Here is a 23,103-nt window from a genome sequence, read left to right on the forward strand (position 1 = left end):
TAGAAAGGATGGTACAACAAAGTCTATTTTTACACTCCCATTACATACCATTTATGATTTTTTACAGTAGGGCATGTTAAAAACATTGGCATAGCAAGCTTTATTCTATATTTTATGAACCTATAAAAGTTTTATCTTTATATTTTTAATATATATAAGATATATATTTATATAAGATTTTAAGAAAAGGGGGAATATTTTAGAGAGGATGGGGACAAACAAAATATTTTTAAATAAAAAAATAATTTATATTATATATACTAATGTTTTCAAAATTTATTAATAAAAAGTTCTAACTACTATACGCATAAAATACTACTAGATAAATTATATATAAGTGTTAAGAGTCTTCTTTAGTAGAGTTATCACAACAAAGAGATTTACATACTATAACAAATTAATAGTCCTTTACAAAGAGATGAATTACTGTTGCTTTAGGAAATTAATAGTTATAAACTTATAGGCAAAGTCGAGATCCTAGCTATAAGCTTGTAAAAATAGAGTATATATTTATTATACTTTATTTAATTTTTCATACATGAATAGGAGTGATATTTATGCAACTAAAAAATGTAACACCTATGGGATTAAATGATGAGGTATTCAAAACAATTATTAATAAAACTGAAAATACATTTCCATCATTTTTTTTCATTAATCCGTCAGGTAATGTTGTCATACCAAAATATTTAAACAAGGATATATGTATGTATGCAGTTTTCGGTGAAACAATGGTTATAATTGATAATGAAATTGAGATATTAAGGCATCAACAAATATTGTATTTTAATGCTGAGGTGTACATTGAATTGAGAAATAATACAACTGAGAATGTAATTGTATATATTGATGGTGTAAATAAGTAATTATTGATTATAATTATTATAAATATTTGTGAAATACTTCACAAAAAATACACAATAAAAAATAGTCATTTCATGTATAGTAGGAGTAGTTGAAAATTTCACATTATTATTTGTGAAATACTTCACATGATTTAAGCATTTACTTAATAGGCAAGATGAAAACAATAAGTTCCAACATTTTAAATCTATTTTTATAGTGATCTGGAGGCTTTAATATGACAAACAAGACAGATGAAAAAGAAGTACAAGCAATGGTCAACGTAGTAATTAAAGATGAAAATGAAGTACAAGAAGTTGTTAATAATTTAGTTGAAAATGGAAAAGAAGCTCTAAAAGCACTAGAATCTTATACGCAAGAGCAAGTAGATCATATTGTTCATGAAATGGCACTATCTGGATTAGATCAACATATGCCATTAGCAAAAATGGCGGTTGAGGAAACTGGTCGAGGTGTGTATGAGGATAAATGTACAAAGAACATATTTGCGACTGAATATATTTGGCATAGCATAAAAAAAGATAAGACTGTAGGAATTATTCATGAAGATCCGCATGAAGAAGTCATCGAAATTGCCGAACCAGTAGGTGTAGTTGCTGGTGTGACACCAGTAACGAATCCTACTTCAACAACTATGTTTAAAGCAATTATTGCAATGAAAACACGAAACCCAATTATTTTCGCTTTTCATCCATCTGCTCAGCAATGCTCTGTTGCAGCGGCTAAAATTTTAAGAGATGCTGCAATTAAGGCAGGGGCACCGGAGAATTGCATTCAATGGATCGAAAAACCTTCTGTTGAGGCAACAAAAAGATTAATGAACCATGAGGGGGTTGCACTTGTTCTTGCAACCGGAGGTGCTGGAATGGTGAAATCAGCATATTCTACAGGGAAACCGGCCTTAGGAGTAGGACCTGGGAATGTACCTTGTTATTTAGAGAAATCAGCACATGTAAAACGAGCTGTAAATGATTTAATTTTATCAAAAACATTTGATAATGGTATGATTTGTGCCTCTGAACAAGCAATCATTGTAGATAAAGAAATCTATAATAGTGTAAAAAAAGAAATGCAAGACAACAATTGTTATTTTGTTACCGAGGAAGAGAGAATAAAATTAGAGAAGCTTGTTATTAATGAAAATACTTGTGCAGTAAATAGTGATATCGTTGGGAAATCAGCACATTATATTGCATCATTAGTAGGCATTAAGGTACCAGAAGATACAAAAATACTTGTAGCTGAAATTAAGGGAGTGGGTGCAGAATATCCACTATCACGTGAAAAATTGAGTCCAGTATTAGCCTGTATCAAAGCAAATTCACGAGAAGAAGGATTTAAATTCTGTGAAGAAATGTTAAATTTAGGTGGCTTAGGGCATTCAGCGGTTATTCATTCTACAAATAAAGAAGTACAAAAACAATTTGGTTTAAGAATGAAAGCTTGTCGCCTTATTGTAAATTCACCGTCAGCACAAGGTGGGATTGGTGATATATATAACGCATTTATTCCATCTTTAACATTAGGTTGTGGATCATACGGTAAAAATTCTGTTTCTCAAAACGTAACAGCTACACATTTAATAAATGTAAAGCGTTTGGCGAATAGAAAAAATAATATGCAATGGTTCAAATTACCACCTAAGGTTTTTTTTGAAAAACATGCGACACAATATTTAGCTAAGATGCCAAACATTTCACGAGCATTCATTGTAACGGATCCAGGAATGGTAGAACTGGGATATGTTGATACAGTTACACATTACTTACAACAGCATTTAAATGATGTAAAAGTAGGTGTTTTCTCAGAGGTAGAACCAGATCCATCAGATGAAACAGTATTCAAGGGGGCTGAGATGATGAGAAGCTTCAAACCGGATGTAATTATTGCATTGGGCGGAGGTTCAGCAATGGATGCAGCAAAAGGAATGTGGCTATTTTATGAATATCCAGAAACAAAATTCTTTGGAATCAAACAAAAGTTTTTAGATATTAGAAAACGTACATGTAAATTTCCAACACTAGGGCAAAAAGCACAATTTGTTGCGATTCCAACAACATCAGGAACAGGGTCAGAAGTGACACCATTCGCGGTTATTACAGATAAAAAAAATAATATAAAATATCCACTTGCTGATTATGAATTAACACCAGATGTAGCGATTATTGATCCACAGTTTGTAATGACAGTGCCACCTCATGTAACAGCAGACACTGGAATGGATGTGTTAACACATGCAATTGAAGCATACGTGTCTATTATGGCAAATGACTATACAGATGGATTGGCCTTAAAAGCCATTGATCTAGTATTTAAATATTTACCGAGAGCATATAAAAATGGAAATGATGAAGAAGCACGTGAGAAAATGCATAATGCTTCTGCAATTGCAGGTATGGCTTTTGCAAATGCATTTCTTGGTATTAATCATAGTTTGGCGCATAAGCTTGGACCAGAATTTCACATTCCACATGGACGCGCTAACGCAATCTTAATGCCGCATGTAATTCGCTATAATGCTATTAAGCCGAGAAAACATGCATTGTTCCCAAAATATGAGCATTTTGTGGCAGATGAACGTTATGCATATATTGCAAGAACATTGGAGCTGCCAGCAAGTACAGTGGAAGAAGGGGTAGAATCTCTTGTGCAAGCAATTATCAGCCTTGGAAAAGAATTGAATATTAATATGAGTATTGCAGGACAAGGAGTAAAACAAGAAGCATTTGAAAATGTTGTGGATGTTTTATCGGAAAGAGCATTTGAAGATCAATGTACACCAGCAAATCCGAAACTTCCATTGATTTCAGAATTAAAAGAAGTATATAAACAAGCATATAAAGGTGTGTAATAAGTTAAGTAGGTATAACTTTTTTAGTTCATAGATTTTGTATTTGATATTTGTAAATATATTGTATATGGGTGTTAAGGGGAAATAAATATTATAAAGAGCTGTGTTCTAAATAGAGCATCTAACAAAAATGCTGCCTAGATGACCTGTATGTAGGTAAGACGGGATTGTACAAAAACTATGTCTAATTATAAGAAGTTAAATCAAGTAATTGAAAAAAAGAAGAATTAATATCGCTTGTTAAGCAGTATGGATTCACTCATGAAAAGGTAATTTGTTATAGTAGAGAATTAGATTTATTACTAAATGATTTGATGAAATCTAATAGAAATAATAAGTAAATCAAATTTATATAAAAAAGCAATAAAATATAAATATTTAAGATATATTTAAAATAAAAAGCACTCCCCTATAAATAGGAGAGTGCTTTTTTATCTTAATTTCATCTATTTTAGGAGGGATTTTTTAAATGCTAAAAACTTATGCGTGATAAATCTCACAACATAAATGCACATATAATTTTACAATATAGTATGTAAGTTGATGGGAGGCTTTCTTTTTGATAAATCGTGATTATAATAAAAACCCATTTATTGTAATATGGGAGTTAACAAGAGCATGCGAATTAAAATGTCTACATTGTCGTGCTGAAGCTCAGCATTATCGCGATCCTTTTGAGTTAACATTAGAAGAAGGAAAAAAGCTAATTGATGATATATATGAAATGGATAATCCGATGCTGGTTTTTACTGGTGGGGATCCATTAATGCGTTCGGATATATATGATATTGCTGAATACGCGGTGAAGAAAGGTATTCGGGTTTCCATGACACCCAGTGCTACTCCAAAGGTTACTAAAGAAGCGATAAAAAAAGCAAAAGATGTTGGGATTGCTAGATGGGCATTTAGTATAGATGGACCAACAGCTGAAGTACACGATCATTTTAGAGGAACAGAGGGGTCATTTAAATTAACAATGGATGCAATTCATCATTTAAATGAATTAAAAATCCCTATTCAAATTAATACAGTTGTGTCTAATTATAATTTGAGTGTACTTAAAGATATCGCAAATTTAGTAGAAGAATTAGGTTGTGTGTTGTGGAGTGTATTTTTCTTAGTCCCAACAGGACGTGGTAAAGAGAAAGATATGATTTCACCAATTCAACATGAAAGAGTGTTTCGCTGGCTATATCAGCTTAGTAAAACTGTTTCTTTTGATATAAAAACCACAGCTGCTCAGCACTATAGACGCGTTGTTCTTCAAGAAAAAATGAAGGGAATTAAAAAGATAGATCAAATTATTCAATATAGAGATGTACTGATGGAAGGGATGACGGACGGAGTTAATGAATTTGGACGCGCTCCAAAAGGAGTAAATGATGGAAATGGAGTTGTATTTATTTCTCATATTGGAGATGTATACCCAAGTGGGCTATTGCCGATTAAAACCGGGAATATTAAATCAGCACCGATAGCTGAAATTTATCGAAACTCTCCTGTTTTTCAAAGCCTTCGTAATCCAGACAATTATAAAGGCAAATGCGGTGTTTGTGAGTTTCGATATGTTTGTGGGGGATCTCGTTCTAGGGCATTTGCGATGACGGGGGATTACATGGAAAGCGAACCTTTTTGTGTATATGTTCCAAGAGCATTGCAAAAAAGTGTAAGAATTGAGCATGTCCCTCTTTTATAACCTGTTTTTATAAATTTTCTTATTGTATATTTCCAGTATTTATGAGCAGATACTTTCTGCTCATAAATATTGGATTAGTGATGACTAATAATTGAAAAAAAGCAAAGAAATTATAGTTATTTTAGGCGTATAATACGTTGATTTGAGCTTCCGCGAAATGGAAGAGTCAAATCTCTTTTTTCGATTTCAAATCTTCCATCAACTAAAACATCTCCATAATGTAACAGCTCAATCATATCTTTGTTTTGTGAGTTTTGTATCTCTTCTAATGTATAGCCAGTGTAAATCCAAAGATTTTTGTTTAAACTTTTTACAGCCTTTGCAACTTCTTTGACCTCGATAGCTTGAAAAAATGGGTCACCACCTGAAAATGTTATATCAGTTAGAGGATTTTTGGAAATTTCTTTTATAATTTCTTTCACACTCATCTCGGTACCATTATAAAGATTCCATGATTTGGGGTTATGGCAACCTAAACAATGATGCGGACAACCGGCAAAAAACACAACTGTCCGTAACCCTTCACCATCTATTACACTATCATGAATAATATTCATTACCTTCATTTATGTTTCACACGATCTGCTTCTTCACTACGCTTTGCATTGTTCCATTTTGACATGTCTCCCACAAGATATCCAGTAATACGGCGAATTCTTTCAATATGAAGGTTTTCTATATTTCCACAGCTGGGGCATTCATTTTCAATAACTCCATTATAGTCACAACATTTACAACGATCCACTGGATGATTAATTGAACCATATCCTACTTCATAATGTGCCATTGCTTGAACAATCTGTTTTAAAGCTATCAGATTATGTGCTGCCGCCCCATCTAGTTCAATATACGTAATATGACCACCGTTGCAAAGAGCATGAAACGGTCCTTCTAAACGTATTTTATTAATTGCTTGAATAGGGTAATAAACTGGAATATGAAATGAATTTGTATAATAATCATGATTGGTTACACCTGTAATAGTTCCAAACTCAGCACGATCCTTTTTGATAAACTTCCCTGATAGTCCCTCGGCAGGAGTTGCAATTAAGGTGAAATTCAAGCAATGCTCTTCTGTTGCTTGGTCCATCTTATTTCTCATAAAGGTAACAATTTCTTTTCCAAGTTGCCATGAATCTTTATCTTCCCCATGGTGTTTTCCTGTTAAGGCAACCAAGCATTCCGCAAGTCCAATAAAACCAAGGCTCAATGTTCCTTGCTTTAAAATCTCAGTAACTGAATCTTCTGGTTGTAGTTTTTCTCCATTGCGCCAAATCCCTTGTGAATATAGGAATTGAAAATCTCTTGCTTTTTTTGTGCATTGATAAGAATATCTTTCTAGCAATTGACGAATGCCAAGTTCGATATAATGGTTTAACGATTTGAAAAATCCTTCTTTTGAATCATTCATTAAAGCCAATTTTACTAGATTAATAGAGGTAAATGATAGATTTCCTCTGCCAATTGCTGTCTCCTCACCATGAATATTAGACATCACCCGAGTACGACACCCCATATAACATACTTCACTTTCTGGGTGCCCATTATAATACGCTGCATTAAATGGCGCATCTAAAAATGAAAAGTTAGGGAACAATCGTTTCGCTGTTGTTTCTAATGCAAGTTCAAATAAATCATAATTTGGATCTTTTTCTTCAAAATTTACGCCTTTTTTTAATTTGAAAATTTGAATGGGGAAAATAGGTGTTTCGCTTTTTCCTAATCCCGCTTGTGTTGCCTGTAGTAATTGTTTAATTAATAGCCTTCCTTCGTTTGATGTGTCCGTTCCGTAATTAATTGAAATAAACGGAACTTGTCCACCACCACGGCTATGCATACTATTGGAATTATGAATAAATGCCTCACATGCTTGATATGTATCGTTTTCTGTTTCTTTCCATGCAAACACTTCGATTTGTTCCTTTGTTAGCGGATAGTCTATTAACTTTTTTTTGTTTTTTTCAAATGTTTTCCTCACATAGGGTGCTAAATCTATATCAAACATGGCAAGAGATTGCCCACCATGCTGCATATTTTGATTAGCTTGAAGAATAATAGACGAGAGTGCTAATGCACTTTTAATATCTTGTGGTTGTCTCATATGGCCATGTCCAGTGTGGAACCCTTTTTTCAGTAACTGTGCTAAAGGAATTTGTGAACACGTGGTTGTTCCTGTTGCATAAAAATCTAAATCGTGTGGGTATAAAATATTTTGATTAATAGCTTCTTTTACTTGTTTAGAAAGCAAATGTTCCGTTACATAAAGTTTTGCGCTCTCTGATGCAAATGTTCCCATCATTCCCATTGGAGATCGACCATCAACATTTGCATTTTCTTGCATTAAGTCTTGATCGTTACTTTTTATAATTTTATCAAAAGTTGTCCATAAAGTATTTTTTTGCTGTTTTACATTGTCTGAGTTGTTCATCAAATTCACTCCCGATCAATATATAGTATCTAACATTGATAAATGATACTATATACAGTGCATTTCTGCAATGGTACTAATAAATGAAGTATGTAATCTTTTCTGTTTAGAAGAGACTAAATCTAGAAGTTTATCGTATTACCTTGCTCATAAAAAATGAAAAGATATAGAATGATTCAATTATTTATAGATAAAAATTATTTTGTTTTAGGTTCAAAGGGTGAGGATATCAATAGAGGGTAAAAACACACTGAACAATGTTTTATTTTACAAAATAAAAGGTATAAAAATAGAATGCAGTGATTTCACTCACAGTATTTTTTTAAAACATAGTTTATCTTATAAGAGAAGAGTGAGTATGAGAAATTCATTATATTTTACTATTTGGGATGGGTATTCCCTAAATTGGTGGAGTATGATTACCAGTGGGGGGATTCTCTCACTGGTAAAGTTTTTTATCTATAAATTTAATGATATATATGCTACTTATTATCATTTTTACGTAACATTTTGATAAAAAATTAAATGTGAGGTGTGGAAGAATGAAGTTAATTATTCCAAAGCAGCATGGAGCCTGGGGAATGCTGCTTATTCCATTTGTTTTAGGTATTTTAACTGGTAAATGGACATGGTATCATATACCTCTCTTTTTAGCGTGGTTTTTTGTGTATTTAGCTACATATCCCTTATTAATGTATGTAAAACAGCCGCGGAAGAAGTATTATTTATATTATTTTTTTCTTTACTTTGGTGAGGCTTGTATATGTACAGCTATTGCTCTTAGTTATGAATGGCGTATAGTTTACTTTTCTATTATTATGCTCCCGTTTTTTTGTATAAACATTTATTTTTCTAGCAAAAAAAATGAACGAGCCTTATTAAATGATGTATGTGCAATTCTTTTGTTTTGTATAGGGGGCATTATAAGTTATTACTTCACAATGAAAACAGTCGATAAAAATATATTGATAATAGCGACTATAACATTTTTATATTTTATCATTTTGCCAAGAAGACTCCTTCCTCAAGGAACGCGAAGTGAGTAGGTGGGAGATGAATTGGCTTCGAACAAGGGATGGCAGAAAGCCATCTTAATTGTTCGACATACATAAAGTGTTACTTCACTATACACCAAATATATGTTCGGTGTATAATAGTCATATACCGAAATGGAGGTGAATCAAATGATAATTAATAAAGCCTATAAGTTTCGTATCTATCCAAATCAAGCACAAACAATTCTAATTAACAAAACAATAGGTTGTTCTCGCTTTGTATTCAATCATTTCCTATCCCTATGGGATTACGCATACAAAGAGACTGGAAAAGGTTTAACATATGGTACATGCTCTGCCAAACTTCCTGCCATGAAGAAAGAGTTTGTTTGGCTCAAAGAAGTGGATAGTATTGCGATTCAGTCGTCTGTTCGCAACCTTGCGGATGCATATACACGATTTTTCAAAAAACAAAATAGTGCCCCGCGTTTCAAATCCAAGAAGAATAACGTACAATCTTATACCACAAAACAAACAAATGAAAATATTGCCGTTGTAGGGAACAAAATAAAGTTGCCGAAACTAGGCCTTGTTCGATTTGGCAAAAGTCGCGAAGTAGAGGGACGTATTGTAAATGCGACTGTTAGACGAAACCCTTCTGGCAGATATTTTGTGTCACTATTAGTTGAAACAGAAGTACAAGAACTTCCGAAAACACATTCTTACATTGGAATAGATGTAGGACTAAAAGATTTCGCTATTTTGTCAGATGGAAAACCCTATAAAAATCCGAAGTTTTTCCGATCATTGGAAGATAAGTTGGCGAAAGCACAGCGTGTTCTTTCTAGAAGAATGAAAGGATCTTCTCGCTGGAATAAACAACGAGTCAAGGTAGCTAGAATTCATGAATACATATCAAATGCTAGAAAAGATTACTTGGATAAAATCTCAACTGACATCATCAAAAACCACGATGTTATCGGTATTGAGGATTTGCAAGTATCAAATATGTTAAAGAATCATAAGTTAGCAAAAGCAATTAGTGAAGTATCTTGGTCGCAATTTCGATCCATGTTAGAATACAAAGCAAAATGGTATGGCAAACAAGTCATTGTCGTATCGAAAACATTTCCTTCCAGCCAATTATGTTCTTGTTGTGGATATCGAAATAAAGACGTTAAAAATTTAAACCTACGTGAATGGAACTGTCCTTCTTGCCGTACACACCATGATAGGGATATTAACGCAAGTATCAATCTAAAGAATGAAGCGATAAGGCTTCTAACCGCAAGGACTGCGGGGTTAGCCTAATCAACTAGAGTTCGATAGAACTCTTTACTTAGGAATCTCTCACTTCTAAACGAAGTGAAAGTGGGGGTAGTTCAATACAACAATAATAGTATTTAAATATTTTATCTTATATTTTTGATTTATGTGAGGACACACCTTACATACCACTCCAATGGTATAGGTGTGTCCTTTAACTTTATATAATTAAATAACGTTAGTGATTCTCGTGTAAACTAGGGATTATTATATAATAATTATATAATGAGAAATTAGTAATTTAAAGTTTATCTCAAATCTTATAGCTCTGTGTTTTTTTAAGGAATGATAGTTAGGGCTTGTCTGCCTAATTGAACCCATGCTTCTTCAAAATCCTTCTTATCAATTCTTTTATTTTTTTCCGTATCTAATGGATCATTAATATATACATATTGATCGGTGTATCCAGTTAGTAAAACACTATGTTGACGGTATGTAACCTGTCTCTCACCCATATTTGTTTTCCAAGTACGAAATTCATAATCAGGTAGTTTGCGAAAGCTCGCGTTTGTTAAAATCCAAACAGGGTGTTCTTTATCAATTGCCTTATATAAATCCTCAGGATTACTTCCGGTTAAGTCTATAATACAATTCTCTGATATGTATAATTTGGCTAACTCTAAAATTGGCTTAATATGCACACCTAAACCAGGCATATCTATGTCATACATATCTCCAACAAATCCTTCGTCCATATTTCCCATAAATCCATTGTTTTGAAAAGGTACATATTTAATATTTTCAGCTAACTCTAATTTATCAACGGATAGACCGTTAAAATTTAAAAGCATTGCTAAACTTGTAACTTCGCATCCACGTTCTAATTCTGGATTTTGTAAAATCAAAGGGACTTCTAAAGGATTATTCTCTTTAGAAGATAGTTTTTTTTCATCGATTTTAACAAGTTTATCCATCTCATATGTTGTATTTTTAACGCTATTATTTTCACCTTTATGGGCTAGAGTTATTATACATAATACCGTGCATAAAATAATTAATAGATAAATATTTTTGTGTCGTTGCATTTTAGTATGTCTCCTTAATTAAGTTAATACTTTAATTTAATACGTAACGGGGTTGCAAATGTGTCAATATTAAAGTGTTCTCTTTAATTCGTTTTCAAAGGATTAAAACTCTTCTTAAACAATTATTAAGAAGAGTTTTTTAGATAAAAGTTATAAAGAATTAGTTTTAATTAACTAAGAAATTATGCAAAAAGAGTATTTGTCTATACATTCGTTATATGCTCGGCTAATACAGTAGCTTGTGCGTGGAGGGGGGCTGGAAATCCTAATGTAATACCATTGTGTTCAGTGCATTCACCAATTGCATAAATTAATTTATCATTTGTTTGCATATACTTATTAACAACTATGCCACGTTTAACATATAAGCCAGCTTTTTTTGCTAAATGTGTATTAGGTCGCCTACCAATAGGTATTACAATTAAATCGTATTTTTTAATAGTGCCATCTTCGAATTGGATCCCCTCTGCATAGTCTGTACCTAGGATTTTAACCATGTTTTTTTCCATGAGAAATTGAATCCCTTTTGCTTTTAGCTTGTTACATAGTAATGAACAAGCCAAGATATCTTGTTTTGCCATTAAGTGTGAACTGAAATGAACTACGTGGACGTCTATTCCAAAATCAAATAATTTTTGTGCAATTTTTAGACCGAGCATGCCATTACCAATAATAATAGCTTTTTTTGCATGCTTCTTAATATTTAATAGAAATTGGATTTCTTCAGTTGTTCTAAGTTTATTTACTCCCAATAATTGCAGTCCTTTAACGGGAAAAATAAAAGCAGTAGATCCTGTTGCAATGATGAGTTTATCGTAGAAAACAATACGGCGTTTATCTGTAACAATGACCTCGTCCTCACGATCAATTTCTATTACCTTTTCGTTTGTAAAAAGCTTAATATTATGTTGTTTGTACCAATTATATTGCTTTTGTATTCTATTTTTAATATCTAATTGTAATGAAATAGTGTTTATTTGATTGTAGAGAGGATAGAGTTCATCACTGAAAATAGAAATGCTATACATATTAGGATTTTGTATTAAAATCTGTTCAATACAGCGTAAACTAGATATACTATTACCGATTATTACTAAGCGTTTTCGCTTTCTCATATCAATTTCTCCTTACGATTGTGAAGTGTTGAGCAAAGATGTTCGTTCATATTATAACAATTTTAAAAAGCAGATTGCTTGATATATAGTTTATTTTAAAATATGTCACAAATTATCTTTATTCGGGTAATGAGATACAAAAGATGATCCCATTAAACTCATAGGTTAGAGGTGAATTTTAAAAATGTTACTAAGATATTTCAGATGGAAAATGTTGAATATGTTTGCTGATAGTAGTATTTCTTCAATTTTTAAAGAATAACGCATACAAATGCACTGTAACCTTATAATTAAAGTTTTTTTATGTATAAATGCGAATAATTTCCTGATAGGTCACTATACAAGTAAGTAAAAATTAAGATGAAGTGCTTTTCCTAAACATGATAAATTAAAACTTTTTATACCAGATTAATTATTCTTTTATTCTATATTGACTAGGTATATTCGTGTATTATGCACCTTCTAGGATTTAGTGAATATAGCAGATTGCACATCATTTGAATCATTTTGTAAAGTGAGTATGTTTATTTTGTGAAATATTGAACAAAATCTTGAAAGTGAATATTGAAACATGTAGTTTATTCTTAGGATTATTTATAAAAACCATGAACTAAAGGAGTGTGTAATTTTATGTTAGAACAAGGGATAGCTGATGCTATAAAACTTGCACAAAAGAAGAAACAAATATTAGATATAAACCCAATACAATATTTTGTTCGTGCATTACTAGCCGGCATCTATATTGGATTTATTATAGTATTATGTTTTAAATTAGGGGATTTTTTTCACGTTGTAAATTCACCTGCAACTTATTTAAGTGCTTCTTTATTTTTTGGAATTGCACTTATATTAATAATATATGGTGGAGCGGAATTATTTACTGGGAATACAATGTATTTTACAATTTCGACCTTACGAAAAAAAACAACGGTCTTAGATACTTGTCGTAACTGGGGTGCTTGTTTTTTAGGTAATCTGGTAGGTGCAATATTTTTTGCATTATTATTTTATGGTACTGGTATTTTTGATCAAATTGAATATGAACATTTGATAAGTAATGTTGTTGAAGTAAAAATGAATACTCCGACAATACAGCTTTTTTTCAAAGCTATTTTATGTAATTGGCTTGTTTGCCTAGCATGTTTCCTTCCTTCTCAAGTAAAAGGGGATACAGCAAAAATAATTGTTATGATGTTATTGGTTTTTACTTTCTTTTTATCTGGATATGAACATAGCATTGCAAATTTATCGCTATTTGCAATCTCCCTGGTATCGCCACATCCTAATACAATTTCTTTTAGTGGGGCTATTTATAATTTAATTCCAGTTACAATTGGAAATATTATTGGTGGATCTGTATTTGTTGGCATGGTATATCATTATATAACCCAAAACAACCCTATCCCTGAAGAGAAGGGCGATTTAGTTGAATCTCAATGTGAGGAAAACATCCCATTACAAACACAAATAAAAATTTGAGCTACTAATATAATCTTTTTCGTATAAAAATAACATAATTATTTTGAATGTTATTTTTATATCAGTTGGCCTAATTAGCTGGAAATACCGTTTTAATAATCTTTTTAAATATATTTTTTTCTTTTATAAAATATATTATTTGTTTTTGTTAGACATATAAGGGAAGGGAAATATACAAAAAACATTCACAACTTATGTGACTTAAATTTGTTAATATAAAATGCAAGATCACATGTCGAATTTATTACAGAAAACTCTAAAAAATTAGTGGGAGGTTTATTAGAAAATGAATTTTGAAAAAGTTTGTTTGGTATAGAAGTGCTTTTAGGGGGTTATTGCTAAACTAGGTGAGATAACCTTCGATATACAAAATTAAAATTTGCGGTAATTAGATTTGAATGAAGATAATATAAGCATGAATGTCATTATGAAAAGTGATAATCCGTTAGTGAATCTTAATAAAAATGTAAGCGTTAACAATTTTGTTTAACTAGATGTATAAACTAAATTTTTCACAGAATATCAACGAATCTTTGAAATGTAGATAAACAAAAATTATCTTATCTAGTGAAGCTATACATAATATTTTTTTGAGTTAAATAAGAAATAATGTTGGAGCAATATTTGCTGGAAATACATATGAAAAGGAATTTAAGTTTAACTATTTGGTATTTAACATAAATGTATTTCGAGTTTATTACTTGCTCATTCAAAATTAATTAAATCTCTTTTTTATTAGAACAACGGAAATGTACAAAAACATAATAAACAAAAATAGTGAGGGATCTATAAATGAACAAAAATATTAATCGTGTGGTTTTAATTGGTACAGGGGCCGTAGGGTGTAGTTATGCATATTGTATGATTAATCAGGGGTTGGCAGAAGAATTCGTTCTTGTAGATGTAAATGAAGCAAGAGCAGAAGGAGAAGCAATGGATTTAAGTCACGCAATTCCTTTTTCACCATCACCAACAAAAGTTTGGAAGGGTAGCTGTGAGGACTGTAAAGATGCGCAAATAGTTGTAATTACAGCTGGATTACCACAGAGACCAGGTGAAACACGTTTAGACTTAGTTGAAAAAAATACTAAGATTTTTAAAGAGATTATACGTAATGTTATGTCAAGCGGATTCAATGGTATTTTCTTAATTGCAACAAATCCAGTGGACATTTTAACATATGTAACTTGGAAAGAATCTGGGTTGCCGAAAGAACGCGTAATTGGTTCAGGCACAACACTTGATTCTGCACGTTTCCGTTACATGTTAGGAGAATATTTTAAGATCGATCCTCATAATGTTCATGCTTATATAATTGGTGAACATGGTGATACGGAGCTTCCGGTTTGGAGTCATGTGTCAGTTGGCGTTCAAAAGCTACAAACCATTTTAGAAAATAAAAGTCAGTATAATCAAAGTGACTTAGACGAAATTTTTGTTCGTTCACGTGATGCGGCCTATCATATAATTGAACGTAAGGGAGCGACCTGTTATGGAATTGGAATGTCTTTATTACGTATAACAAAGGCAATTCTACATCATGAAAATAGTGTATTAACAGTATCTGCATACCTTGAAAATGAATATGGTCATAATGATGTATATATAGGAGTTCCTGCTGTTATTAATCGCGAAGGTATTCGAGAAATTATAGAAATTGAGTTAAATGCGGAAGAAAAGTTTAACTTTAATCATTCTGTACATACATTAAAAGATACCATGTCACCAATACTATAAGATGAATTTATCGTATAACATTATGTCGAATATATAAATACTTAGCAACAGTTTAAAGGTACCTAATCTAATATACTTTGAAAGCAAATAGTATAGAAAAAATGTTTGTTTAAATAGAAATAAAGTACTTTCATCTTGTAAAGAATCATTTTATAAACATTATTAAGAAGTTAAGATTCTGTACGAAATTAGTTTATAACATATCAAGATTGAACGTTTTTAGAAGCGACATAATTATTTATAGCTAAATATGTTATGATTTTCACAAAATGTTGATACCTTTTGTGCATAGTTTCCTTTAAGTCACTAAAGACAGATATATTTGATTAAATAAAAAGCACTTTTTTAGAAGTTTAAGGAAGTGCCTTTTTATTTGTTAATAAACATTAGAAATCTATTAAATTACATACATTTATGGAAGAGAGTGATTTCTATGTGCATCTGGCTATCGTTTGATTACATTCTTATTGGACTTTTATAAAATAACGAGCATACAGTAGGTAATGTGAAAATTAGGGGGATAATGGAGCATACAAAGTTGGTAATAAACCTTAGGGATAGGAGGGAACGAGATGAGAAATTTCTTTGAAGAAAAATATACAAATTTAGAATTTAAAAGAGAACTAATAAATATTATAAGTAAAATCAGTGAATATAAAGGAGCAATATCAGCATATCAAACTCAAAAACCAGAGATATTTAATCTTTTGGAAAAGAGTATATCACTGCAATATATTAAAACTTTTCCTAATATATATGAAAAGTTTACATTCTCAAATAAACAGTTAAAAAAATTAGTTGATTATCATGCTAGCCCTCAAACATTGGAAGAGGACGCTTTATTTTGTTATTGTAAAACATTAGAACTTGTGCAAAAAGAAAACCACAAATTACCTATTAAACCGCAAACAATTCAAGAATTGCACTTCCAATTAATGAATTATTCAACTTCTGAAAGTGGTAATTGGAGAAAAAGCGAACTTGTATTATCTTCTATTCCAAAGTTAAAAGATCACTTTAAATTACGTACAGTTGTTTTATATGATATGGTTCCGCAATATTTGTATCATTTATGCGAACAGTATAATACATTAAGGGCTAAAGGGAATTTTCATCCGCTCCTACTAATTCCTCAATTTATCTTAAATTTCCTATGTATTTATCCATTTAATAAAGGGAATGGCAAGTTAGCAAAAATATTAATTCAATGGTTATTAATTGAAAGTGGATTTACATTTGTAAAATATACATGTATAGATAAATATTTCAAAGAATATGAATCAGATTATTATGATGCTCTGTATAAATCTGCAGCTCACTGGTATCAAGGCGATCATAATGTAGTTTTCTGGATGAAAATTTTTTTAGATATTGTTTTAATTGCATATAAAGAATTATATTGTGTAATAAAAAATTGTATTAGCACTCATACTAAAAGAAAAAGAATTGAAAAATACATAGACAGACAAGATAATCCTTTTACTAAAGAAAATATTCGAAACATGTATCCAGACATAAGCGAAAGTACTATAAATAAAACATTACACGCTTTAAATTCACAGGGATACATTAAATTAGTTTCTAAAGGTAGAAATGCAACATGGATAAAGCGTAAATTAACTTAGGATAAAGAACTAGAACACTGTCAAATAATAAACAAGGAGAACCCAAAAAGGGTTCTCCTTGTTTATTATTTGTTAGACTAATGTATCTTTTAGAAGGATAAAGAAGTAAAATATACTATTTATTAATTGCAATCTAATCATAAAATTTTGTATCACATCTTTAAGAAAGACTGTTCTACTCGTTATGATTTTCTAAACCAAATTGTCCCTTTTTACGCATAGTGTAATAAATAGGGAGGCCGAGTGCAGTTAGACCTATTCCACATAAAGCTAGCAGAGGTTGAGTGAATAAGGTATTAATAACAATGAACAATCCGCCAATAATAGCAACTAATGGTATAAAAGGATACAATGGAACTTTATAAGGTCGCACAAGTTCGGGTTCCCTTTTTCGTAAGATGAATACAGCAAGGAATGTCATTGTGTAGAATATCCATATTACAAATACCAACATATCAGTAAGAGTATTGAATCCGCCGACGGCCATCATAATAATTGAAATAAATAGCATAAATAGACCAGAATTATAAGGGACACGACTATTTTTAGATAAAGTAGCAAACCATTTACTAAATGGTAATTTGTTCTCAATAGCCATGGCATAAGGAATTCGCATTCCCGTCATAATATAACCATTAATCGTTCCAAATACGGAAATTAAAATACCGATGGTAACTAGTTTTCCTCCCATAGCCCCAAAAAGGATTGTAGCTACTTGAGAGGCTGGTGTATCAGTACCTGCGAGTGATGTTGCAGACATGACCATTAGGAACGCGACATTAATTAATAAATACACAACCATTACTGTTGATAATCCTAATACGATTGCTTTAGGTAAGTCTTTTTTAGGGTTTTTCATTTCTCCAGCAATGTTCCCTACATGAATCCAGCCATCATAGGCGAACATCGTTGCGAGTAAACCAGATCCAAGTGCAGATATCATAGATTTGTTTGGCCCTGCCTCAATTGGAAAAAGCTGAAAAGTAACGTCACTTTTGTGTAGTAAACCAAAAATAATAATTAATGCTAGTGGAAGCAATTTACATATAGTTGAAGCCATTTGGATACCGCCAGCCGCTTTAGCTCCTAAAAAGTTCATAAGAGTTACAAATGTTGCTGTGATAATTGCAATTGCGATAATTAGCATTTTGTGTTCATTAACATTTAGGCCAAATAAACTAACCGTTTGTGTCCCGAAAATAATAGCAAGAGCTGCAATATTTGCAGGGAAGTATATGACAGTTTGTGCCCAGCCAAGCAAGAAAGCAGTTAAGTTTCCATAAGTCCTCTTTAAATATGCCATCATTCCCCCCGTTTCAGGAATAGCGGCAGATAGTTCAGCAGCAGTTAGTCCTGCGCAAACGGTCAAGATACCACCAATTACCCATGCAAGTAATCCTAGGCTAGCTGTTCCTGTTACTCCATATAATGCAGTGGGCTTGAAAAATACTCCGGCGCCGATAACGGTACCAATAACTGTGGTTAATGCTGCAAAGAAACCAATATCCTTTTTTAGTTGTTGTTGTGACAAAATAATCACTCCCAATTAGAAAAATATATAAATTCTCTTATGAATTCTTTATCCTGTTTGTTAAATTATTTGATAGTATATCCTGTATCCATACAAATAGCCGCCCCTCATCCTTACCAGCTAGAGAATTTGAATACATTTCAGATACTAAATAAAAAAGAAATTAAACGTATAAGTAAAGAAAGTTTAATTTCGCCTCAAATCATGTGAAAATTTTCACATGATTTGAGGCGAGTAAAATTCCATGAATTATACATTAAAAGAAATTCTTTAATTTAACCCGAAACATGAAGTTAAAAACGAAATTTCTTTTATATGAATAATAAGGATAAATGAGGTATTTTAATATTTTGATATAGTAAAGTGGTAAATCAAAATTCAAAAGAGAAGATATATTCTTGTGAAGAATATCACAAAGTATTGAGGGATTCAATCATATTTTCGATATAAAATACAGAAAATCAACTAAATAAAACATTTTGTGAAATGTTTCACAAAATTGTTGACCTCTTATTTTTACTAATGTTATCTTGTAGGTGCAATCCAATGTTATAAATTAAATTATATTTGAAAAATATTGTAAGGGTGAATATTTCGAATCTTATATTTATCTGACAATAATTAATTTAATTTATAACTCACTCTAAAAAAGGATGTGTAGATATGAAAATTGGTGTAGTGAAAGAGATAAAAAAAGGGGAAGCTCGTGTAGGGATGACTCCAGAAAATGTTCAAAAATTAGTTTCAGCTGGAAATGAAGTTTTAGTACAAAAAGATGCTGGATTAGGTTCTGGTTATACAAATGATGAATATATAAATGCAGGAGCAAGCATAGTAAATCAAGGCCAGGCATGGGATGTTGATATGGTAGTAAAGGTAAAAGAACCACTACCTGCAGAATACCATTACTTTAAAAAGGATCTAATTGTATGGGGCTTTTTACATCTGGCTGCGTCGAAAGAGTGTGTAGAAGCGATGAGAAAAGCTGGAACTACTGCGATTGCTGGTGAAACTATTAGTGAGGATGGAAATTTAGCATTATTAAAACCTATGAGTGCAATTGCTGGAAGACGTGCGGTATTTATGGGAGCATATTATTTAGAGAAACAACATCAAGGAGAAGGGATTTTATTATCAGGTATTGAGGGAATCCCAGCCGGAAAAGTTGTAATCCTAGGTGGAGGGAATGCTGCAACTAATGCCTGTGATATGGCACTTGGAATTGGATGTAGTGTTACAATCCTAGAGGTTAATCAAGAAAGAATTGCATATTTAAGAAAGCAATACGCAACAGAAGAAGTAAATATAATTGAATCTAATACTGAAAATCTAGAACGAACGATTAAAGAAGCAGATTTATTTATTTCAACAATTTTAATACCAGGATCTCGCCCTCCTAAAATTGTTAAAGAGTATATGGTTCAATCTATGAAGCCAGGAAGTGTCATTGTGGATATCGCAATAGATCAAGGTGGTACAGTAGAAACTATTGATCATTATACAACTCATGATAATCCTGTATTTATTAAACATGACGTAATTCATTATGCAGTACCAAATATGCCTGGTGCCACCCCACGTACTTCAACTATGGCGTTGGCAAATGGAAATATTGAGTATTTACTAGCAATTTCTAAAGATGGATTAGAAATTGCAATTCAAAATAAATCATCATTAGCATCTGGGATAAATGTATATAAAGGTATTATTACCTACGAAAATTTAGGTATGACGCTAGGTTTGGACTTTAAACAATTGAAAGAAGTGTTAGTATGATTACCAAAAACGTATTGTTAGATATCACTGACATTAAAAAAGCCAAAGAAATTCTTGATGTAAATGCTCGAAAAACACCTTTGGTTAAATCTTTCTATTTAACTAGTAAAACCGGTGGAGAAATTTATTTAAAGTTGGAAAACATGCAGTTAACAGGTTCATTCAAGTTTCGTGGTGCATTTAATAAAATTTCTCAACTTACAAATGAAGAAAAAGAACGTGGTGTAATCGCCTGCTCAGCTGGAAATCATGCACAAGGTGTCGCATTATCTTCTCATTTACTTGGAATCAAAAGTAAAATTGTGATGCCAACCTCTGCACCGCAAGCTAAAGTGGATGCGACTAGAGGATATGGTTCGGAAGTTATTTTATACGGTGATACGTTTGATGATGCAAAAGCGAAATGTGAAGAGATTATAAAAGAAACAGGGGAAACATACCTACATCCATATGATGATGTAGAAGTAATGGCTGGTCAAGGGACAATTGGGTTAGATATTCTGGATGATATGTGGGATGTTGATACTGTTATTGTACCTATTGGTGGAGGAGGAATTATTTCAGGAATTGCTGTAGCACTGAAATCATTTAATCCCTCCATTAATATTATTGGGGTTCAAGCTGATAATGTTCATGGAATGAAAGCTTCTTATGATGCGGGGAGAATTTTGGAACACTATCAAGCACCAACAATAGCGGATGGTTGTGCAGTAAAAATACCTGGAAATTTAACCTTTGAAATTGTAAAAAACCTAGTAGATGAAATTGTAACTGTATCGGAAGAAGAATTAGAAGTAGCAATGAAAGACTTAATGCAACGCGGAAAAGCTGTCGTAGAAGGCGCGGGAGCATTAGCCACAGCCGCTCTTCTTGCAGGAAAAGTTGATAAATATGTACAGGGTAAAAAAGTAGTAGCGGTTATTTCAGGTGGCAATGTGGATTTAAAACGTATTTCAAGTGTATGTGAGCATTTCTTTGTTGCCAATGAGGTAAAATAACGATTGAATAATCTTATAAAATAAAATTATTTACTTAAGGGGAGCTAGGAGACGATATCTTAGCTCCTTTTTAAATAAATGGAGGCGTGTGTTATGGCCAACTTATTTAGGAAAAAATCAGTAAGGAAATTGTTGCAAGATAGTGAAAGTAAGACTTTGACAAAAACATTGGGCGCATTTGACCTTACCATGCTAGGGATAGGTGCAATAATTGGTACAGGAGTACTTGTATTAACTGGATTAGTAGCCGCAAGAGATGCGGGTCCAGCAGTTATTTTTTCATTTATGATTGCCGCAATTGTTTGTGGGTTTGCAGCCCTATGTTATGCGGAAATCGCATCTGCTCTTCCAGTCTCGGGTAGTGTATACACCTATTCATATGCGACGATTGGTGAGTTTGTAGCCCACTTAATGGGATGGACTTTATTGTCTGTATATATAGTTACAACTGCCGCAGTAGCGGGTGGATGGACAGGCTATTTTCACAACTTAGTAAACGGATTTGGGATTGAGATACCAAGATCACTTTTAACAATTCCAACACAAGGTGGAATCGTTAACTTACCAGCAGTAATCATTACTTTGGTATTAACTTGGTTATTATCAAAAGGCACGAAAGAAAGTAAGCGAGTGAATAACGCAATGGTATTAATAAAAATTGGTATTGTTGTTTTATTCATTTCAGTTGGTATATTTTACGTAAAACCAGAAAACTGGATCCCGTTTGCACCTTATGGTATAAGCGGAATCTTTGCCGGAGGAGCTGCAGTATTTTTTGCCTTTTTAGGATTTGATGCGTTAGCAACGTCTGCTGAAGAAGTAAAAAATCCACAACGTGATTTACCGATTGGTATTATTGCTTCGCTAGTTATTTGTACAATTATTTATGTTATAGTTTGCCTTGTTATGACTGGTATGGTTTCTTATAAGGAATTAGATGTACCAGAAGCAATGGCCTACGTATTAGAAGTTGTAGGACAAGATAAAGTAGCGGGTATAATCGCAGTTGGAGCTGTAATTGGTATTATGGCTGTAATTTTCGCTTACATTTATGCAACAACACGTGTATTCTTTGCGATGAGTCGTGACGGTTTATTACCAAAATCGTTTGCGAAAATTAATAAGAAGACAGAAGCACCCGTATTCTCAACTTGGTTAACAGGTATTGGTAGTGCTTTAATTGCTGGATTTATCGATTTAAAAGAACTATCGAATTTAGCAAATATTGGAGCGTTATTAACATTTGCGATGGTTGGTGTGTCAGTTATTATTCTTCGTAAAACACATCCAAATTTAAAACGTGGTTTCATGGTACCACTGGTACCAATCTTACCGATTATTTCAATAACATTTTGCTTATTTTTAATGGTAAATCTTCCTTTAAAAACTTGGGTTTATTTCGGTATTTGGTTATTTATAGGGGTAATAGTATATTTTATGTATTCTAAAAGACATAGTCAATTAAACAAACTATAAATGAGATATATCAGAGACAAAGGGTACCATACCCTACATGTTTGGACAAGTAGGATTCTTCTCATTTGGGATGTACCTTTTCTTTTTATAAAAAATTTAATCAAAAGAACTTGAAAGTTTATGTTATACGTAAAAAAACGAATCTATTTTTAAAATAGATTCGTTTTTTTAGGGACATTCC

Annotated in this window: 15 protein-coding genes and 2 pseudogenes; 12 read left to right on the plus strand and 5 right to left on the minus strand. The window is 32.2% G+C overall.

Going from position 1 to position 23,103, the window contains the following annotated elements:
• The first annotated feature begins 557 nt into the window (after positions 1–557).
• From ACTFN4_RS26170 to ACTFN4_RS26185, 4 genes and pseudogenes are all read left to right on the plus strand, one after another.
• On the plus strand, positions 558–866 hold the full coding sequence (locus ACTFN4_RS26170; RefSeq protein ID WP_001176240.1) for a hypothetical protein: 309 nt from the start codon (positions 558–560) through the stop codon (positions 864–866).
• Between the two features lie 251 nt (positions 867–1,117).
• Positions 1,118–3,715, plus strand: coding sequence for a bifunctional acetaldehyde-CoA/alcohol dehydrogenase (gene adhE / locus ACTFN4_RS26175; RefSeq protein WP_439963069.1), 2,598 nt, complete (start codon positions 1,118–1,120; stop codon positions 3,713–3,715).
• A gap of 180 nt (positions 3,716–3,895) precedes the next feature.
• Positions 3,896–4,056: pseudogene (locus ACTFN4_RS26180) on the plus strand (Spo0E family sporulation regulatory protein-aspartic acid phosphatase).
• Positions 4,057–4,274: 218 nt separating this feature from the next.
• Positions 4,275–5,411 (plus strand): TIGR04053 family radical SAM/SPASM domain-containing protein, encoded by a 1,137-nt coding sequence (locus ACTFN4_RS26185; protein WP_439963005.1) that lies wholly within the window; start codon positions 4,275–4,277, stop codon positions 5,409–5,411.
• A gap of 116 nt (positions 5,412–5,527) precedes the next feature.
• Here the strand turns inward: ACTFN4_RS26185 and nrdG are convergent, their stop codons facing one another.
• Together nrdG and ACTFN4_RS26195 are read right to left on the minus strand one after the other, a co-directional pair.
• A complete protein-coding gene (nrdG, locus tag ACTFN4_RS26190; protein WP_439963006.1) occupies positions 5,528–5,977 on the minus strand; it encodes an anaerobic ribonucleoside-triphosphate reductase activating protein in 450 nt (149 codons plus the stop codon).
• Positions 5,974–7,839 (minus strand): anaerobic ribonucleoside triphosphate reductase, encoded by a 1,866-nt coding sequence (locus ACTFN4_RS26195; protein ID WP_439963007.1) that lies wholly within the window; start codon positions 7,837–7,839, stop codon positions 5,974–5,976. The genes nrdG and ACTFN4_RS26195 overlap by 4 nt, the downstream gene beginning before the upstream one ends.
• Before the next feature lie 542 nt (positions 7,840–8,381).
• Here ACTFN4_RS26195 and ACTFN4_RS26200 point away from each other — a divergent pair.
• Together ACTFN4_RS26200 and tnpB are read left to right on the plus strand one after the other, a co-directional pair.
• Positions 8,382–8,840: pseudogene (locus ACTFN4_RS26200) on the plus strand (YwiC-like family protein); the annotation flags it as partial.
• Between the two features lie 183 nt (positions 8,841–9,023).
• Positions 9,024–10,145, plus strand: coding sequence for an IS200/IS605 family element RNA-guided endonuclease TnpB (tnpB, locus tag ACTFN4_RS26205; protein WP_439963008.1), 1,122 nt, complete (start codon positions 9,024–9,026; stop codon positions 10,143–10,145).
• 293 nt (positions 10,146–10,438) lie between these two features.
• Here the strand turns inward: tnpB and ACTFN4_RS26210 are convergent, their stop codons facing one another.
• Together ACTFN4_RS26210 and ACTFN4_RS26215 are read right to left on the minus strand one after the other, a co-directional pair.
• Positions 10,439–11,185, minus strand: coding sequence for a C39 family peptidase (locus tag ACTFN4_RS26210; RefSeq protein WP_439963009.1), 747 nt, complete (start codon positions 11,183–11,185; stop codon positions 10,439–10,441).
• A gap of 203 nt (positions 11,186–11,388) precedes the next feature.
• Positions 11,389–12,300: an FAD-dependent oxidoreductase gene (locus ACTFN4_RS26215; RefSeq protein ID WP_377827148.1), complete on the minus strand. Its 912-nt coding sequence runs from the start codon at positions 12,298–12,300 to the stop codon at positions 11,389–11,391.
• Between the two features lie 630 nt (positions 12,301–12,930).
• Here ACTFN4_RS26215 and ACTFN4_RS26220 point away from each other — a divergent pair.
• The 3 genes from ACTFN4_RS26220 to ACTFN4_RS26230 all read left to right on the plus strand — a co-directional run bounded on the left by ACTFN4_RS26220 (position 12,931) and on the right by ACTFN4_RS26230 (position 17,141).
• Complete coding sequence (locus ACTFN4_RS26220; protein WP_377827149.1) at positions 12,931–13,779, plus strand: formate/nitrite transporter family protein; 849 nt, start codon at positions 12,931–12,933, stop codon at positions 13,777–13,779.
• Between the two features lie 792 nt (positions 13,780–14,571).
• On the plus strand, positions 14,572–15,516 hold the full coding sequence (locus tag ACTFN4_RS26225; protein WP_439963010.1) for an L-lactate dehydrogenase: 945 nt from the start codon (positions 14,572–14,574) through the stop codon (positions 15,514–15,516).
• Positions 15,517–16,088: 572 nt separating this feature from the next.
• Positions 16,089–17,141, plus strand: coding sequence for a Fic family protein (locus ACTFN4_RS26230; RefSeq protein ID WP_439963011.1), 1,053 nt, complete (start codon positions 16,089–16,091; stop codon positions 17,139–17,141).
• 175 nt (positions 17,142–17,316) lie between these two features.
• Here ACTFN4_RS26230 and ACTFN4_RS26235 read toward each other — a convergent pair whose 3' ends face one another.
• A complete protein-coding gene (locus ACTFN4_RS26235) occupies positions 17,317–18,672 on the minus strand; it encodes an APC family permease (protein ID WP_087964769.1) in 1,356 nt (451 codons plus the stop codon).
• Positions 18,673–19,335: 663 nt separating this feature from the next.
• Here ACTFN4_RS26235 and ald point away from each other — a divergent pair.
• From ald to ACTFN4_RS26250, 3 genes are all read left to right on the plus strand, one after another.
• Entirely contained in the window at positions 19,336–20,448 is a 1,113-nt protein-coding gene (ald, locus tag ACTFN4_RS26240; RefSeq protein WP_439963012.1) for an alanine dehydrogenase, read from the plus strand.
• A complete protein-coding gene (gene tdcB / locus ACTFN4_RS26245; protein WP_439963013.1) occupies positions 20,445–21,446 on the plus strand; it encodes a bifunctional threonine ammonia-lyase/L-serine ammonia-lyase TdcB in 1,002 nt (333 codons plus the stop codon). The genes ald and tdcB overlap by 4 nt, the downstream gene beginning before the upstream one ends.
• 93 nt (positions 21,447–21,539) lie before the next feature.
• On the plus strand, positions 21,540–22,922 hold the full coding sequence (locus ACTFN4_RS26250; protein WP_439963014.1) for an amino acid permease: 1,383 nt from the start codon (positions 21,540–21,542) through the stop codon (positions 22,920–22,922).
• Positions 22,923–23,103 lie beyond the last annotated feature (181 nt).

This window comes from Bacillus cereus group sp. MYBK95-2 (genome assembly GCF_051915225.1).
In the GTDB taxonomy this organism is placed as follows: Bacteria; Bacillota; Bacilli; order Bacillales; family Bacillaceae_G; genus Bacillus_A; species Bacillus_A cereus.